The following is a 16,059-nucleotide window of genomic DNA, read 5'->3' as shown; positions in this document are numbered from 1 at the left end:
TCGAGTCCTTGAGAGGCGGCGGCGAGAGGCATCGCGGCGGGCCTAATGGAACGACTGGCTGGCGAGGGCGAAGAGGCGCGCCGGCCCGGTCGGCGCCAGGACACCGCGCACCATGGTGAGGGCGTCGCCGACCTGCTCCAGGCCGGTCCCGGTCAGCCAGGACGAGAGATGCGTGGAATCCGGCACGTCGATCCGCACGAATCGGCCGTCGAGGCGGGTGAGCGCCGCGGCGATCAGGCGGCGCGCCTCGTCCGGGCTCCCGGCGACGACCGGCCCGATGACGTGGCCGCGGCCGAAGGGCCGGGCGATCGCGTAAGCAGCGGGGGCGCCGTCGCGCAGGAGAACGAAGCCCTCGCCGGCCGCGATCAGGCGTTCCAGCAGCGGGCGCCGCGCGAAGCCGGTCGCCTCCCGGTCGAGCCGCGCGGTCGCCTCGATGTCCTCAGGCGCCATCGCCCGCACGCCCGGATCCGGCGTCTCCGCGGGGCGGCGCCGGTACGGGCCCTGGTGCTGCCGGACGGTGCCGACCGGCGTGAAGCCGTACCGCGCGTAGAGCGCGCGTCCCTCGGTCGTCGAATTGAGCAGGAGGGTCCGCGGCCCGGCCGCGCCGAGCAGCGCCTCCACCAGCCGCGTCCCGTAGCCCCGCCCCTGCGCCGCACCCGCGACGATGATCATGCCGATGCTGGCGTGGTCCGCGTCGTCCGGGAACCAGGCCGCCGTGCCGATCACCGCGCCGTCGCGCTCCAGGGCGAAGCCCCGGCCGACCCGCAGGGCGAACTCCCAGTCCTCGCGCCGGTAGGGCCAGGCCATCTCCTGCGAGAGCGCCAGGGCGCCGGGCAGATGCGCCGCCGCGAAGGGCACCAGGGCGACGGGATCGGCCGCTGTCCGGTGGTCCGGGAGGGTTGCGGTGTCCATGATGGGGGGCTTCTCGCGTCGATGGCAGGAGGCGCGACGCGGCATCCGCCCCTCGGTCGGGGAGGGCGGTCCGTGCCGTTCGCCGGCATGCGAAGGGTGTGATCGGTCGGACGCTAGCTCAGGGCGTGCGCCGCCAGCCCGTAGACGCCCGGGCGTCCGGGCTCGACCGTGGGCAGGGCTGCACCGCGGGTCAGCGTCCTCACCGTGTCGAACAGGCGCAGGCCCGCCGCTTCCAGGTAGGTGCGCAGGGGCCCCATCTCCTGCCGGGTGTCGAGGCGGACGAAATGGCCGTCGAGACCGGCGAGCAGGGCGGCGGCGAGTGCCACGGCCTCCTCCTCGCTCTCCGCCACGACCGGGCCGATGACCGTTCCGCGCCCGAACGTCCGGCGCGCGCCGTAGCCCACCAGGCGCCCGCCGCGCCGAAGGCCGCGGATCTCGGCCGTCCGGGCGAGCTGCACCATCAGCAGGGGGCGCCCGGCCCCGAACCCGGCCTCGTCCAGGGCCGCGACCTCGCCGAGATCGGTCGGCGCGATCGTCTCGACTGCGTCCGCGAGGCCGGGCATGGCGGCGGCCTCCGGCGTCGCGTAGCCCTGGCATTGAGAGACGGTCGCCTGCGGCGCGAAGCCGAGCGAGACGTAGAGGCGGTAGGCGGCCCGGGTCGAGTTCAGGATCAGCCGGCGCTCGCCGCATTGCTGGAGGATGCGTTCCATCATCCAGCGCCCGCCGCCTTGGGCCTGGAGGCGCGGCGAGGTGATGACCATGCCGATCGTCGCGCACTCGTCGCCGTGGGGAAACCACATCGCCGAGCCGAAGACGCGGCCGATCTCGTCGAGGGCGGCGAAGCCGTGACCGAGGGCGCGCAACGCCTCCCAGTCGCCCGGGCGGTGCGGCCACTCGACCCCGAGGGACAGGCCGTGGAGCGCTTCCACGTCGACGGAGGCGATGTCCTGCGTGGCGAGCTCGAAGGATTTCAGCCGCATCGTGTTGGGGGGCGTCGTCACCGCATCCTCTCCTTCGTCGGCCGGCGCCCTGGAGGACGACCCGGGTTCAAGGCCCGCATCGCATCGCCACGGCGCCACCGCTCGCCGTAAGATGGCCCGGACCGCGCCGACATTTCCGCTGGAGATCGGGCGGTTTTCGGAATTTTCGCCCGAAGCCTCCCGGTTTACGGCAGGAGCCCCGGATTCTCACCGTTAAGGTCGAGCCGGTTCAGGGGGACTGCGCCGCTCCTCGCCGGCCGTTCCCACCGCCATTCCGTTCAATCCGCCGCGCCGGTCCGCCCGCGGTCGCGGGTCCCCATCCACTCGCCTATCCGACCCCTTTGCCCAGGAGACCGGCATGAGCCTTCTCGTCACCATCGATACCGATCCGCGCTTCGCTCCCAAGGAAGCCCTGCCGCTGCCCGAGCGCCTGATCTCGGGCTCGCCCGCGTTCAAGACCTGGGCGCAGGACGACACCCGCGACGGCATGATCAAGACCGGGATCTGGGAGGCGACCCCGGGCGAGACCCACTCGATCAAGGGCACCACCTTCGAATTCTGCCACATCCTCTCCGGCCTGATCGAGATCGAGGAGGCGGGCGGCGAGACCAGGACCTATAGGGCCGGCGACAGCTTCGTGATGAAGCCCGGCTTCGTCGGCATCTGGCGCACGATCGAGACGGTGCGCAAGATCTATGTCTGCGTCTACGAGTGAGCGTGAATCGAGGCTGACAACGTCCCTGGGAATAAGGAAGGCGGCCGGGAGGCCGCCTTTTTGCGTCCGCCCGGCACGTTGCGTCCGCTCGCCAAGCCACGGGATTGGCCTTCCCTCCGCAAAGGCAGCGTCGTTCGAGTAAAATCCCTTCCACAATCAAACGCGGGATCCCCTCTCCCATACGGAAGCGTGGAGGGCCGCGACTTCGTCTCCAGGACAGCCCCGCCACTGGCGGGGAGACGGGGACCCCGCGCCCTTTCTTCTCCTGACCCCATGCACCGGCGGGGACGGACCGAAGCAAGGCCATGGCCTTGGCCACAGCAGATTGTTGCGCATCGCGACCCGGCCGGCGGCATCGCCGGCCCGCCCTCGGCGCCGGCGATCCGCGCGGCACGCTGGCGTGACGAAGCCGGGCAGCCCCCGCTCGCCGCATTCCGCAACTCTCACCGACCCGGATCCCCAGAAGGAGGCGGCAGGCCTCGGGCGATCCGCCCCTGATCGGCGCCTGCGCCAGTCGATACGGGGCTGCGCGCCCTCTCTCTTCTGCCGGAACGCGGGCGTGACCTCGCCCTTGACTGCGCGGCGCCCTATCCTGGTCAAGCCGTAACAGAACCGGACATGCGGGGCGGCCGCCGATGCGTTGCGCGCGGAGGCACCGCACAAATTTTGCCGGGACCGCATATTCGCAATTTTGTGCCGTCCCCCTCGGTCGTTTCGGTGCAAATCGCGCGGCCGATCCGCCACATTGCTGTCATCGAGAGCCGGGCCGGGCCCCGATCCTCCGAAAGGGCGGCGGAGCGCGAGGGCGCGGACGGGATCGGATGGCACGGGATCGACGCCATCCGCGGAATTTCACCCGCCGCCGCCCGGATCGCCGGCGGCGTCGGACGGCCCACCCGCCGCAGGCCGAAGCGGCGGGTCCGAGTGTCACGGCCCGCGAGATCGGATGTCGCCCGTGTCCCGGGCTCGTCACGCCCGGTCCGCCTGCGCCCTGGTCACGACGACCGCCGTCGCGGGATGCGGCCCGCGTCGGCTTGAAGCGTCCCCGACAACCCCGCGCCGGCGGATCACCATCCCACCAGGAGACCTGCGATGAGCGACACGAGTGCGAACTGGACTCCCGGTGACGACGCGATGGTCGAGGCCGCCATCCGGCGCGGCGCCGACCGGCGCGAATTGCTGCGGATGATGCTGGCAGGCGGCGTCGCCCTCTCGGCCGGCACCGCGATCCTCGGCCGCGCCGGCGCGGCGCTCGCCGCCGCGCCGGTCAAGGGCGGCCACCTCAAGGTCGCGGGCTTCTCAGCCTCGACCGCCGATACGCTCGATCCGGCCAAGGCCTCCAACGCCACCGACTACACCCGCTGCTGCAGCCTCTATAACCGGCTGACCTATATCGATGGCGCCGGCCAGGTCACGATGGAGCTGGCCGACAGAATCGAGAGCGCCGACGCCAAGACCTGGACCGTCACGCTGCGCAAGGGCGTCACCTTCCACGACGGCAAGAGCCTGACCGCCAAGGACGTCGTCTTCTCGCTGAAGCGCCACCTCGATCCCGCTACCGGCTCCAAGGTCGCCACGATCGCCAAGCAGTTCGCGGACGTGACGGCCGCCGACGACCTCACCGCCACGATCACCCTCACGGCGGCCAATGCCGACCTGCCGACGATCCTGGCGCTGCACCACTTCATGATCGTGGCCGACGGCACCACCGATTTCGCCAAAGGCAACGGCACGGGGCCCTTCGTCCTCAAGGAGTTCAAGCCGGGCGTCCGCTCGATCGTCGCCCGCAACACCAACTACTGGAAGGCCGCGGGTCCCTATGTCGACAGCTTCGAGTATTTCGCGATCGCGGACGAGTCGGCGCGCCTGAACGCGGTGCTGTCGGGCGACATCCATGTCGGCGCCAACCTCAACCCGCGCTCCCTGCGGATCATCGAGGGCAACCCGGCGATCGCTCCTTTCATCAGCAAGCTCGGCACCTACACCAACCTCAACCTGCGGCTCGACCTCCCGCCGGGCGACAAGGCCGGGGTGGCCGAGGGCTTCAAGTCCCTGATCAACCGTCAGGTGATCCAGAAGTCGGTGCTGCGCGGCCTCGCCGAGATCGCCAACGACCAGCCGGTCCCGTCCTGGAGCCCCTATTTCAACGCCGAGCTCAAGCAGCGCGACTACGATCCGGAGCGGGCCAAGTCCCTGTTCCAGAAGGCCGGCCTCCTCGGGCAGGAGGTCCGCATCGTGGCGTCCGACGCCGCCAGCAGCTCGGCCGACTACGCCGCCGTGCTCCAGCAGGCGGGCGGCAAGATCGGCCTGAACCTCGTGATCGACCGCGTCCCCGCGGACGGCTACTGGTCGAACCACTGGCTCAAGGACCCGATCGGCTTCGGCAACATCAACGCCCGCCCGACCCCGGACATCCTGTTCTCGCTGTTCTACCAGTCGACCGCGCCGTGGAACGAGAGCCGGTACAAATCCGAAAAATTCGACGCGATGCTGCTCGAGGCCCGCGGCCTCCTCGACCAGGCCAAGCGCAAGCAGATCTACGGCGAGATGCAGGCCATGGTTGCCAACGAGGCCGGCACCGTGATCCCGGTCTTCCAGTCGAACCTCGACGGCGTGTCGCCCAAGCTGAAGGGGCTGGTCGCCAACCCGCTCGGTGGCATGATGGCCTACGGCCTCGCCGAATACGCCTGGTTCGGGGCCTAAGCAGAGCTGCATGGCGCAACTCTGCTTAGCTCCTTGATTTTTGCATCATTTTTATCGCCGAATCGGTGACCGCTTCGGCCCCGGCCGTCCGCGGCCGGCGGAATGATGCTTGGAGCCGCGGGTGCCGGGGGCGGTCCGCCGCTTCCGGAGCCGCCCTGTTCATGCCGTCAGCGCGGGATCGCCGATGAACTCTCTCATCCTCCGCATGGTCGCGGGACGCGTGGTCGTCGCCGTGGTGACGCTGCTGATCGTCGCGATCGTCCTCTTCTTCGCGACCGCGCTCCTGCCGGGGGATGTGGTGCAGATCCTGCTCGGCCAGGCGGCGACGCCGGAGGCGGTCAAGGGCCTGCGGACCGCCATGCATCTCGACCAGCCGGCCGCCCTGCGCTTCCTCCTCTGGCTGAAGACCCTCGCGACGGGCGATCTCGGCGTCTCCTACGTCAACAACATCCCGGTCGCCGAGCTGATCGGCGGCCGCCTGGCGAACTCGCTGAAGCTCGCGGGCGTGACGGCGGCGATCTCGGTGCCGGTCGCGCTGAGCTTGGGCGTCACCGCCGCCATCCTGCGCGGGACGCTGGTCGACCGGATCATCGCGGTCTTCACCATCGCGGTGATCTCGGTCCCCGAATTCATGGTCGCGACCCTCTCGGTCATCGTCTTCGCGGTCTATCTCGGCTGGCTGCCGGCCCTGTCGATGACCGGCGACGTCACGACGATCGGGGGCCTCATCAAGGCCTACGCGATGCCGGTGCTCACGTTGAGCTTCGTCGTCTCGGCGCAGATGATCCGCATGACGCGGGCCGCCGTGATCGAGACCCTGAACACGCCTTACATTGAGATGGCGCTGCTGAAGGGGGCTTCGCGCCGCCGCGCGGTGCTGCACCACGCCCTGCCCAACGCGCTCGGGCCGATCGTCAACGCGGTGGCGCTCTCCCTGTCCTACCTGCTGGGCGGCGTCATCATCGTCGAGACGATCTTCAACTATCCGGGCCTCGCCAAGCTGATGCTCGATGCGGTGGCGACCCGCGACCTGCCGCTGATCCAGAGCTGCGCGATGATCTTCTGTCTCGCCTACCTCCTGCTGATCACGATCGCCGACATCGTCACCATCGTCTCCAACCCGAGGCTGCGCCACGCATGAGCGTTTCCCTGTCCGGCGCGCGACCGCTGCGCCGCTGGCGCCTCGGCTACCGGATCAGCCCGGTCGGCGCGGTCGCCTTCCTGGTGATCCTGGCCTGGGCCGTCGTCGCGGCGGTCGCGCCGCTGATCGCACCCCATCCGGTCGGCGAGATCGTCGATTTCGACTTCTTCCAGCCGGTCTCGGCCTCTTACCCGATGGGGACCGACTATCTCGGCCGCGACGTCCTCTCGCGCATCCTGTTCGGGGCCCGCTACACGGTGGGGGTCTCGCTGGCGGCGGTCGCGATCGCGTGCTTGTCCGGCGTCACCCTCGGCATGACCGCCGCGGTGATCGGCGGCCTGTTCGACGGTGCGCTCAGCCGCTTCCTCGACGCGCTGACCTCGATCCCGAGCAAGATCCTGGCGCTGGTGCTGGTGGCGGCGGTCGGCTCCTCGATCCCGGTCCTGATCCTGACGCTCGCCGTCATCTACATTCCCGGCAGCTACCGCTTCGCCCGGGCGCTCGCCGTCAACGTGAACGCCATGGACTACGTCACTGTCGCGCGGGTGCGCGGCGAGCGGCTCGGCTACCTCATCCGCGCCGAGATCCTGCCGGGCATCATCGGCCCGGTCCTGGCCGATCTCGGCCTGCGCTTCGTCTTCATCGTGCTGCTCCTCTCCAGCCTGTCCTTCCTGGGCTTAGGCGTGCAGCCGCCGAACGCCGATTGGGGGGCGCTGGTGAAGGAGAATATCGGCGGCCTGTCGCTCGCCGCCCCGGCGGTGATCTTCCCGCTGCTGGCCATCGCCAGCCTGACGATCAGCGTGAACCTGCTGATCGACAACCTGCCCCAGAAGATCCGCGACCGGAGCGACGACGCATGAGCCGCCTCGTCGAAGTCCGCGACCTGAGGATCGCGGCGCGCACCGATGCGGGCCGCACCGTCGAGATCATCCGCGGCGTCTCGTTCGACATCGACGAGGGCGAGATCGTCGCCCTGATCGGCGAGAGCGGCTCGGGCAAGACCACGATCGCCCTCGACCTGATGGGCTATACCCGGCCCGGCTGCCGTGTCACCGGCGGCACCGTCACCCTCGACGGCGTCGAGATGAACGCCGTGCCTGAGAGCCGGCGGGCGGGATTGCGCGGCTCGCTCGTCTCCTACGTGCCCCAGAGCGCGGCGGCGGCCTTCAACCCCGCCCACACGATCATGGACCAGGTGGTCGAGGTGGTGCGCATCCACGGCTCGATGCCGCTCGGGCAAGCCCGCGCCAGGGCGGTCGACCTCTTCCGGGCGCTGGCCTTGCCCAACCCGGAGACCATCGGCGACCGCTATCCCCACCAGGTCTCCGGCGGCCAGCTGCAGCGCCTCTCCGCCGCGATGGCGCTGATCGGCGCCCCCAAGCTGGTGATCTTCGACGAGCCGACCACGGCGCTCGACGTCACCACCCAGGTCGAGGTGCTGCGCGCCTTCAAGTCGGTGATGCGCAAAGGGGGCATCGCGGGCGTCTACGTCTCGCACGACCTCGCCGTTGTGGCGCAGATCGCCGACCGGATCATCGTGCTCCGCCACGGCGAGATCCGCGAGGAGGGGCGCACGGCCGACATCCTGGAGCGCCCGCAGCACCCCTACACACGCGAGCTGCTGTCGGCCTTCCGGCCAAGCGCCGCGCCGCGGGTGAGCCCTCTCGACCAGGACGAGGCACCCCTCCTCGTGGTGCGCGACGTTGTGGCCGGCTATGGCCGGCCCGACGCCGAGGGCCTGCCGGCTCTCCGCATCCTCAAGGGCGTCGATCTCACGCTCGCCCGCGGGCGCAATCTCGGCATCGTCGGCGAATCGGGCTGCGGCAAGTCCACCCTCGCCCGGGTGATCGCCGGCATCCTGCCGGCGGCGAAGGGCGAGATCCGTCTCGACGGCCGGTCGCTGGCGCCGGATTTCCGCAAACGCCGCCGCGAGGACCTGCGCGACCTGCAGATCGTCTTCCAATCCGCCGACACCGCGCTCAATCCCCACCAGTCGGTCGGCGAGATCCTGGGCCGGCCGCTCGCCTTCTACCACGGCATGGGCGGACGGGCGCGCGAGGCGCGGATCGACCAGCTGCTCGACATGGTGCGGCTGCCCCGACCCTTGCGCCATCGCCGCCCCGGCGAGCTCTCGGGCGGCCAGAAGCAGCGCGTCAACCTCGCCCGCGCCCTGGCGGCGGAGGCCCGGCTGATCCTGTGCGACGAGATCACCTCGGCACTCGACACCGTGGTGGCCGCCGCGATCATCGACCTCCTGAAGGAATTACAGCGCGAGCTGTCGCTGTCCTACCTGTTCATCAGCCACGACATCGAGACCGTGCGGGCGATCTGCGACGAGGTGGTGGTGATGTACAAGGGCGAGAAGGTCGAGCAGCTCCGCCCCGACGTGAATGGCGGGCAGCCGACGCACGCCTATTCGCGGCTCCTGTTCTCCTCGGTGCCGCAGCTGCGCACCGGCTGGCTCGACGGGCTGACGCAGGATCCCGAACTCACCCGGGCCTTCGCGCAGCGATAGCAGCCGGCTTGCGCCGGGACCTGACCCGGCGCGGTCTTTGCGGGGAGCAGGCCCTGCCTAGAGCCGAAACATCGTATCGAGCGGCAGGTACGACCGCACGATCGGCGACTTCAGCACAACGAAGCTGAAATATTGCTCGATGCCGATCTCGAGATCCAGCAATCGCTCCATGGTCGTCTGATACTCGATGACATCGACGGTGACGAACTTGAGCAGATAATCGTAGCCGCCGGAGATCAGGTGGCACTCCATCACCGAATCGATCTTCTCGATCGCCGCGAGGAAGCGGGCGAAGTCGGCCTGCCGGTGGTTCTTCAGCGTCACCTCGGTGAAGACGGTCAGGGCCTGGCCCAGTTTCGACAGATTGATCTGCGCCGAGTAATTCGCGATGTAGCCCTCGCTCTGCAGCTTCTTCACGCGCATCAGGCAGGGGCTCGGCGAGAGGTTCACCCGTTCGGCCAGATCGACATTGGTGATGCGTCCGTTCTTCTGCAACTCGGAGAGAATTTTCAGGTCGATCCTGTCGAGCTTCATCGGTGTCTGTCTGGTTCGTCAGCGGCGGCGAGGGGGCTTGGAGGAGTCTTGCCGCGGGAGATTCTTGCTGCTGGGGATTCTTGCCGCTTTTGCGACGCCCCGCAATCGACCGATCACGGTCCCGGCCGGCACATTCGCCTCACGTTCGAGGCTGGACGGCACGAAACGCGATCGGGCCAGGACGCGGCGTCCCGAACGAGGCGGCGTCGCGACCGGCTCATCCGGGTCACGGACCGCTCAGCTCCGTAGACCGTTCCGTCGGAGAGCGTGCTCGAGACGAAATGGTGGGGCCTGCCGGACTCGACACTGCAACCAGACCGGTATGAGCAACCCGATCGCTGAAAATCTTCGCTTCTGGCGAATCAAGACATCCTAGTGCATTGACGCATTCAGATGATTCACGTCAGGCGTGAGGCATGCGAGTCTGAGGCATGGCTCAGACTGTCTGCGTGATTCCCAGCGCCGCCGACCTGGCGCACCTGTCCGCCATCGTCGCCGATCGGGCGCAGCCCCTCAAGCACATCCAGCGCGCCCGCATCGTTCTGCTCTCGGCCGAACGCCTCTCCGTCCTCGACGTCGCCCGCCAGGCCGGCGTCAGCCGGCCAGCCGTCTGGCGCTGGCAACAGCGCTACGCCGAAGAAGGCGTCGAGGGACTGCTGCGCGACAAGACCCGTCCGCCTGGCAAGCCGCCCCACTCCACCGACACCGTCGCCGAGGTGCTGGCGCTGACCTGCTCCGAACCGCCCGGTGAGGTCACCCACTGGACCGGCCGCGCCCTGGCGCAGGCCGTCGGGATCTCCTTACGATCGGTCCAGCGCATCTGGGACGCACACCGCCTCCAGCCACATCGGGTCCGCAGCTTCAAGCGCTCGAACGATCCAGCCTTCGCCGAGAAGGTCGAGGACATCGTCGGCCTCTCCATGGATCCGCCGCGCCATGCCGTCGTGCTCTCGCTCGACGAGAAGAGCCAGATCCAGGCCCTGGAACGCACCCGTCCGAGCCGACCCGTCACGCCAGGTCGTCCCGTCACGCCAGGTCGTCCCGTCACGCCAGGTCGTCCCGTCACGCCAGGTCGTCCCGTCACGCCAGGTCGTCCCGTCACGCCAGGTCGTCCCGTCACGCCAGGTCGTCCCGAAACCCAGACCCACGACTACGTCCGTCACGGTACCACGACGCTGTTTGCCGCGCTCGACGTGCTGGAGGGCACCGTGATCGGTCGCTGCATGCAGCGTCATCGCCACGACGAGTTCCTGCGCTTCCTCAACACTATCGAGGCCGCGGTGCCGGCCGGCAAACTGATCCATGTGATCCTGGACAACTACGCCACCCACAAGCACCCGAAAGTGCGAGCCTGGCTGGCCCGGCATCCGCGCTGGATCTTCCACTTCACTCCGACCTCGGCCTCGTGGATGAACGCGGTCGAGGGCTTCTTCTCGGCCTTGACCCGGCGCAGGCTGAAACGTGGCAGCTTCAGCGGGATCGTCGACCTTCAGGCTGCGATCAACCGCTACATCACCGAGCACAACGACAGGCCAAAGCCCTTCGTCTGGACCAAGCCGGCCGCCGCCATCCTCAATGCCGTCAACGGCAACGCTGCACCATCCGAATGAGTCAGTGCACTAGCACTACTTTGGCAGGTTGTCCTTAAGGTGGCTGGTCGAGGGCGGCATCACAATGCGGGCATTGCTGCGGCGATGGCTGGCCGAGATGGTCCAGGATGGCCTGGCGGATGGCCGGCATCGAGGGCTGGGGCGGTGGGCAGGCGATTATTTTTTTTCCGTCCCGTCGCTGCGAGGCGCCGGGATCGGAGGAAGGCGTAGGCCATCATCGTCATCAGCGCGTGGCGATGCAGCCCGGTCCAGGAGCGGCCCTCGAAGTGGTCGAGGCCGAGTTCCTCTTTCATCTGCTGGTGCGCCTGCTCGCAGATCCAGCGCGCCTTGATCGTTGCGGCCAGTTGCTTGAGGGTCGCATCGGCGGGGAGGTTCGTGAGGTCGTATTTGCGCTCGCCCGAGCCGCGCTCCTCGCGCACCAGCCAGACCTCGCCTTCCGGCAGGTGCTGGTTGCCTTTTGTGCCGATCCGCTGGGTCGGACCATCGGCCATCCGGACGCGCAACGCGCAAAAGTGGCCCCGCAGCCGACCCTTGGTGCCGTGCTGCCAGGTCACCACCCGGCCGGTCATGTCTGCCAGGATCGTTTCGGCTGCGACCGAGACCTGATCCGGCACGTGACGCTTGCGCGGTCGTCCGCGCCCCGCGACCGGGAAGATCATCGTCACGTCGGTCGGATAGACCTTGCTGCGCCCCGCGATCCCGACAGCCCAGGTCAGGCCACGCGCGCTCGGGGCCTGCCGGAACGCGGCGGACCCGTAACCCGCATCGGCCAGCACGCAGCTGAAGCGCACGCCCCCCCCTCCCGGGCCCGGTCGATCTCCGCGACGGCGATCTCCAGCTTGGTGCGGGCCTCGCGCCGGTCCTCTCAGGGACACCGGCCCTGGTCATCCGGTGCGGGTCGCTCGTCCAGGTCTCGGGCAGGAACAGCGCCAGGCCGACCGCCACCGGCACCTCGCCGCGCGCCAGCGTCAGCGACACCAGCGTCTGACAGTTGGCGGTTTTGCCCAGCGTCGTGGCGTATTGCGGCGCCACCCCGACCGAGCGGTTGCCCTTCTTCGGCAACGCGGTGTCGTCGACGACCAGGATCGCATCCACACCGCCGACAAGGCGATCGGCCTCGCCGAGCAGCGCCCGCTGCAGCGGAGCCTCATCCCAGATCCCGGCCGCGATGAAGTGGTGCAGCCGGTCGTAGGAAACCCCATCGGCCTGGGCCGGCCTTGGCTGGACGCTCTTGCGATCACCCAGGCCGATGAGCCCGGCCACGTAGAGTGGGCACATCGCCCGGAGTGCCGGATGCGACACAGACCAGCCAGGAACGGCTGCAGCCATCGATCCAGATCGTCACGCCATCCGCTCGCATCCGACATCGCGATCACCCACGTCTATCGCCGTGGTATGCGAAGCCGCCATAACCGGATGCGTGCCCTCACCCTGCCAAAGTAGTGATAGTGCTCTGGCGCCAAGGAACGAGCTACGTGTTTGCTCGCCAATAGCCTGCAACCATACAGAAATTCACAGTGTATGGTGCGCCTTTAGAAGGCATCGGCGCAATAGATTTAAGGGCCAAGCTCGATGATGTGTGATAACTATTTGTGGGCGGAGAAAAATATCCAGTGGGGATGAGAGTCGCCCGGTCCAGTGGGGCGAATTTCATAGCTAAATTTGACAAAACCAATCTGCGAGAGGTCATTGCGCAGATAATCAACGTCCTCTACCATCGTGTCGTAGCCGCTATTGGTCGATATGGCGTCGTAGTTGTTTTCAAAGTATCCGGCCTTTCCGGGAGAAACACCAAAACCCATCTGAATAGATATGCGTCCAAGCTTTCGCAGTGCGCGATGCATATCTCTTAGGATATTAAATCGAACTTCGTGTACGCAGATGTGCTGCATAGCAATTGTTGAAAATATCAAATCATAGGTGTTATCTGGCGCATCCCCAAGATTGCTTCCCGTCGTCAAATACAAATTTGGAACTTTGATGTTATGAAATTCCAAGTTTGACTTGGCATTGTCCAGATTGTTTTGTGCAATATCGGCGCCATCGAGCCTCTTGAAGAGATGGCTATATTTAACAATGTTTCTACCGGGACCACAGGCAAAATCGAGCGCTAATTTTTCTTTCCAAGTTTCATCGACAAATCCGAGTAAATATTTGTCATAGTCGGGCCAGTTATTGTGCTCGTTATAGCTTCCTACAACATTGTCTTCTTTTCTATTCACATCGTATTTCGAAAGTGATGCGGCCTTTTCGTACCAATTCTTCTGCATATTAACATATTTGCTCATCCCCTCGCTCATTGGATTTCCCTTCTTGTTCTGCGGTATCGGCCATCCATGCCGCCGCTCGCGCGCCGCTGAGTCTCGCTTTGGCAGAGAGCACGGATCCTGTCCAAAACGCAAGCGAACCTCCCCAGGGTATCGACTCGGAAGCAATGAAGTAATATTAGAAATATCAGTAATAGTCGATCATAATATTACTTATTCAGCTGATCCGACGACAGTATCAATAAGTCACCAATTGTATAATTTATTTACACTATGATAAGACCGTCGTTACCTTTGAGCTTTTGATCTGAGCCCTCTCACCATCAATCCGGAGATCCTGATGACCGTCGCTGAGATCCAGCGGGCGCTCCTCGCGCGCGGGTATGACCTCGGGCCGGCCGGCGCCGACGGCGATGCCGGGCCCCGCACCATCGCCTCGGTGACGGCGTTCCAGCGCTCCGCCGGCCTGGTGCCGGACGGCATTGCTGGGGCACTGACGCAGAAGGGGCTCGGCTCCGCCGACCTGACTGAGCGCCGGGCCGAGCCCGAGCAGCCGGCTTGGCTCGCCCTGGCGGCGCCTGAGATCGGCACCCATGAGGGCGTCGGGAAGGCGAACAAGCCGATCGTGGTCCAGTACTTTGCCGATGCCGGTTTCTCGGGGGTCAAGGACGACGCCACCGCGTGGTGCGCGGGCTTCGTCGGCGCCATGCTTGACCGGGCCGGCCGCAAGCCCTCGGGGAGCCTCGCGACGCGGTCCTATGAGGGCTGGGGCGTCGGGCTGAAGGAGCCCGCTCTGGGCTGCATCGCCACGAAGAAGCGCGCCGGTAGCGCGTGGCAGGGTCACGTGGGCTTTGTCGTCGGCGCCAACGCCTCGACCATCTACTTGCTCGGCGGGAACCAGGGGGATCAGGTCTCGGTTACCGGCTTTCCCCGCAAGGAATTCACCTCGTTCCGGTGGCCGGCCGACGTGCCGCTGCCGGTGGCGACCAAGCTACCGACGACTATCGCCGGCGCCAAGTCTGGCGTCAGCGAAGCCTGATAACCTTGGCGACGTGCGTTGCCCCGGGCAGTCTGCTGCTTTTCTATTTCTGATCTCGGCGCTTTGTGCCGGCGCTCGATTTCCTTCGCGTCGAATACGTGGTATAGGCTCTTCAGGACAATGATTGCACGCGATTTCACACCATCATGAAGTTTATTGTAGGCTACTTTTGCTTCTTGAAGCATCATAAATGCATGTGTGATCTGATGAGTTATTCGATAACGAAGTTCGGCGGCGCGCCACCTCTATCACTACTTTGGCAGGGTGAGGGCACGCATCCGGTTATGGCGGCTTCGCATACCACGGCGATAGACGTGGGTGATCGCGATGTCGGATGCGAGCGGATGGCGTGACGATCTGGATCGATGGCTGCAGCCGTTCCTGGCTGGTCTGTGTCGCATCCGGCACTCCGGGCGATGTGCCCACTCTACGTGGCCGGGCTCATCGGCCTGGGTGATCGCAAGAGCGTCCAGCCAAGGCCGGCCCAGGCCGATGGGGTTTCCTACGACCGGCTGCACCACTTCATCGCGGCCGGGATCTGGGATGAGGCTCCGCTGCAGCGGGCGCTGCTCGGCGAGGCCGATCGCCTTGTCGGCGGTGTGGATGCGATCCTGGTCGTCGACGACACCGCGTTGCCGAAGAAGGGCAACCGCTCGGTCGGGGTGGCGCCGCAATACGCCACGACGCTGGGCAAAACCGCCAACTGTCAGACGCTGGTGTCGCTGACGCTGGCGCGCGGCGAGGTGCCGGTGGCGGTCGGCCTGGCGCTGTTCCTGCCCGAGACCTGGACGAGCGACCCGCACCGGATGACCAGGGCCGGTGTCCCTGAGAGGACCGGCGCGAGGCCCGCACCAAGCTGGAGATCGCCGTCGCGGAGATCGACCGGGCCCGGGAGGGGGGCGTGCGCTTCAGCTGCGTGCTGGCCGATGCGGGTTACCCAGCGCGATGTGGTACCATTCGACGCCTCGTTCCTGAGCCCAGCGCAGGACAGCGGTCGAGGTCAGTCCGGTGCCGTTGTCGCTTACCACCATCGCAGGCAGACGGCGCTCAGCGACGAGCCGGTCCAACTCGCGCACGACGCGCAGGCCCGAGAGCGAGGTGTCCACCACTGTCGCCAGCGCCTCGCGGGTGTGGTCGTCGACGACGTTCAGGACGCGGAAGCGCCGCCCGTCGGCGAGCGCGTCACCGACGAAGTCCCATGACCAGCGCTGGTTGGCCTCCTGTGGGATAGCCATCGGTGCCCTGTTGCCGAGTGCTCGCTTGCGCCCGCCGCGACGGCGCACGGTGAGCTTCTCCTCCCGATAGAGCCGGTAGACCTTCTTCAGGTTCACGCACGCCCCCTCCCGCTTGAGCAACATCGCCAGCCGCCGGGAGCCGAACCGGCGGCGTTCGCCCGCATGGTGGCGCAGCCGAGCCCGTAGCGCGTCGTCGGTGCCGGGCCTGCGCTCATATTGGAAAGCCGAGCGATCTACCCCGAGAAGCCCGCACGCACGCCGTTCCGGGAAACCGGCTCTTGCGCATGGTCCATCTCCACCTCGATGGACCCGACTTACGGATGGCAGGAAATCAGGGGAGCGGGTCACGAGTTCAAGAACGGCCGTGGGCGCCGGTGACCGTTCAACCGTTTGTCGGAGTTGATCGAG

11 protein-coding genes and 3 pseudogenes are annotated in these 16,059 nt (G+C 66.9%); 8 read left to right on the top strand and 6 right to left on the bottom strand.

What is annotated here, in order from left to right; all coding sequences use genetic code 11:
* Positions 1-42: 42 nt before the first annotated feature.
* Together DA075_RS29310 and DA075_RS29305 are read right to left on the bottom strand one after the other, a co-directional pair.
* On the bottom strand, positions 43-912 hold the full coding sequence (locus tag DA075_RS29310; RefSeq protein WP_099956186.1) for a GNAT family N-acetyltransferase: 870 nt from the start codon (positions 910-912) through the stop codon (positions 43-45).
* A gap of 113 nt (positions 913-1,025) precedes the next feature.
* A complete protein-coding gene (locus DA075_RS29305) occupies positions 1,026-1,913 on the bottom strand; it encodes a GNAT family N-acetyltransferase (RefSeq protein ID WP_338067993.1) in 888 nt (295 codons plus the stop codon).
* A 337-nt stretch (positions 1,914-2,250) separates the two neighbouring features.
* On the opposite strand from DA075_RS29305, the gene DA075_RS29300 reads away from it, so the two are divergent.
* The 5 genes from DA075_RS29300 (at position 2,251) to DA075_RS29280 (ending at position 8,966) form a co-directional block, all read left to right on the top strand.
* Positions 2,251-2,607 (top strand): cupin domain-containing protein, encoded by a 357-nt coding sequence (locus DA075_RS29300; protein WP_099956185.1) that lies wholly within the window; start codon positions 2,251-2,253, stop codon positions 2,605-2,607.
* Between the two features lie 1,092 nt (positions 2,608-3,699).
* Positions 3,700-5,310, top strand: coding sequence for an ABC transporter substrate-binding protein (locus tag DA075_RS29295; RefSeq protein WP_099956184.1), 1,611 nt, complete (start codon positions 3,700-3,702; stop codon positions 5,308-5,310).
* 184 nt (positions 5,311-5,494) lie between these two features.
* Positions 5,495-6,451 carry an ABC transporter permease gene (locus DA075_RS29290; protein ID WP_099956183.1) on the top strand — a complete coding sequence of 319 codons (957 nt, stop codon included), beginning with the start codon at positions 5,495-5,497 and terminating at the stop codon, positions 6,449-6,451.
* Positions 6,448-7,311 (top strand): ABC transporter permease, encoded by an 864-nt coding sequence (locus DA075_RS29285; protein ID WP_099956182.1) that lies wholly within the window; start codon positions 6,448-6,450, stop codon positions 7,309-7,311. Before DA075_RS29290 ends, DA075_RS29285 begins: the two co-directional genes overlap by 4 nt.
* Positions 7,308-8,966: an ABC transporter ATP-binding protein gene (locus DA075_RS29280; protein ID WP_099956181.1), complete on the top strand. Its 1,659-nt coding sequence runs from the start codon at positions 7,308-7,310 to the stop codon at positions 8,964-8,966. The genes DA075_RS29285 and DA075_RS29280 overlap by 4 nt, the downstream gene beginning before the upstream one ends.
* 57 nt (positions 8,967-9,023) lie before the next feature.
* Here DA075_RS29280 and DA075_RS29275 read toward each other — a convergent pair whose 3' ends face one another.
* On the bottom strand, positions 9,024-9,500 hold the full coding sequence (locus tag DA075_RS29275; RefSeq protein ID WP_099956180.1) for an Lrp/AsnC family transcriptional regulator: 477 nt from the start codon (positions 9,498-9,500) through the stop codon (positions 9,024-9,026).
* Between the two features lie 431 nt (positions 9,501-9,931).
* On the opposite strand from DA075_RS29275, the gene DA075_RS37815 reads away from it, so the two are divergent.
* Positions 9,932-11,110, top strand: a complete 1,179-nt coding sequence (locus DA075_RS37815; protein WP_244936277.1) for an IS630 family transposase — start codon at positions 9,932-9,934, stop codon at positions 11,108-11,110.
* A 59-nt stretch (positions 11,111-11,169) separates the two neighbouring features.
* Here DA075_RS37815 and DA075_RS37810 read toward each other — a convergent pair.
* Together DA075_RS37810 and DA075_RS29250 are read right to left on the bottom strand one after the other, a co-directional pair.
* A pseudogene (locus tag DA075_RS37810) lies at positions 11,170-12,477 on the bottom strand (IS701 family transposase).
* 219 nt (positions 12,478-12,696) lie between these two features.
* Positions 12,697-13,512: a class I SAM-dependent methyltransferase gene (locus DA075_RS29250; RefSeq protein WP_123834484.1), complete on the bottom strand. Its 816-nt coding sequence runs from the start codon at positions 13,510-13,512 to the stop codon at positions 12,697-12,699.
* A gap of 205 nt (positions 13,513-13,717) precedes the next feature.
* On the opposite strand from DA075_RS29250, the gene DA075_RS29245 reads away from it, so the two are divergent.
* Positions 13,718-14,416: an NlpC/P60 family protein gene (locus tag DA075_RS29245; RefSeq protein ID WP_099956178.1), complete on the top strand. Its 699-nt coding sequence runs from the start codon at positions 13,718-13,720 to the stop codon at positions 14,414-14,416.
* Positions 14,417-14,743: 327 nt separating this feature from the next.
* Positions 14,744-15,353, top strand: a pseudogene (locus DA075_RS29240) (IS701 family transposase); the annotation flags it as partial.
* Here DA075_RS29240 and DA075_RS29235 read toward each other — a convergent pair.
* Positions 15,346-15,924: pseudogene (locus tag DA075_RS29235) on the bottom strand (DDE-type integrase/transposase/recombinase); the annotation flags it as partial. The pseudogenes DA075_RS29240 and DA075_RS29235 sit on opposite strands and share 8 nt — an antisense overlap.
* Between the last annotated feature and the right edge of the window lie 135 nt (positions 15,925-16,059).

The sequence above is a fragment of the Methylobacterium currus genome, from assembly GCF_003058325.1.
In the GTDB taxonomy this organism is placed as follows: domain Bacteria; phylum Pseudomonadota; class Alphaproteobacteria; order Rhizobiales; family Beijerinckiaceae; genus Methylobacterium; species Methylobacterium currus.
Note: the sequence above shows the minus strand (reverse complement) of the source record. Positions and strands in the feature narration are given on the sequence as shown.

Coding starts and splice junctions, on each gene's coding strand:
- DA075_RS29310 (WP_099956186.1), bottom strand. CDS start 912: ATGGACACCGCAACCCTCCCGGACCACCGGACAGCGGCCGATCCCGTC.
- DA075_RS29300 (WP_099956185.1), top strand. CDS start 2,251: ATGAGCCTTCTCGTCACCATCGATACCGATCCGCGCTTCGCTCCCAAG.
- DA075_RS29295 (WP_099956184.1), top strand. CDS start 3,700: ATGAGCGACACGAGTGCGAACTGGACTCCCGGTGACGACGCGATGGTC.
- DA075_RS29290 (WP_099956183.1), top strand. CDS start 5,495: ATGAACTCTCTCATCCTCCGCATGGTCGCGGGACGCGTGGTCGTCGCC.
- DA075_RS29285 (WP_099956182.1), top strand. CDS start 6,448: ATGAGCGTTTCCCTGTCCGGCGCGCGACCGCTGCGCCGCTGGCGCCTC.
- DA075_RS29280 (WP_099956181.1), top strand. CDS start 7,308: ATGAGCCGCCTCGTCGAAGTCCGCGACCTGAGGATCGCGGCGCGCACC.
- DA075_RS29275 (WP_099956180.1), bottom strand. CDS start 9,500: ATGAAGCTCGACAGGATCGACCTGAAAATTCTCTCCGAGTTGCAGAAG.
- DA075_RS37815 (WP_244936277.1), top strand. CDS start 9,932: ATGGCTCAGACTGTCTGCGTGATTCCCAGCGCCGCCGACCTGGCGCAC.
- DA075_RS29245 (WP_099956178.1), top strand. CDS start 13,718: ATGACCGTCGCTGAGATCCAGCGGGCGCTCCTCGCGCGCGGGTATGAC.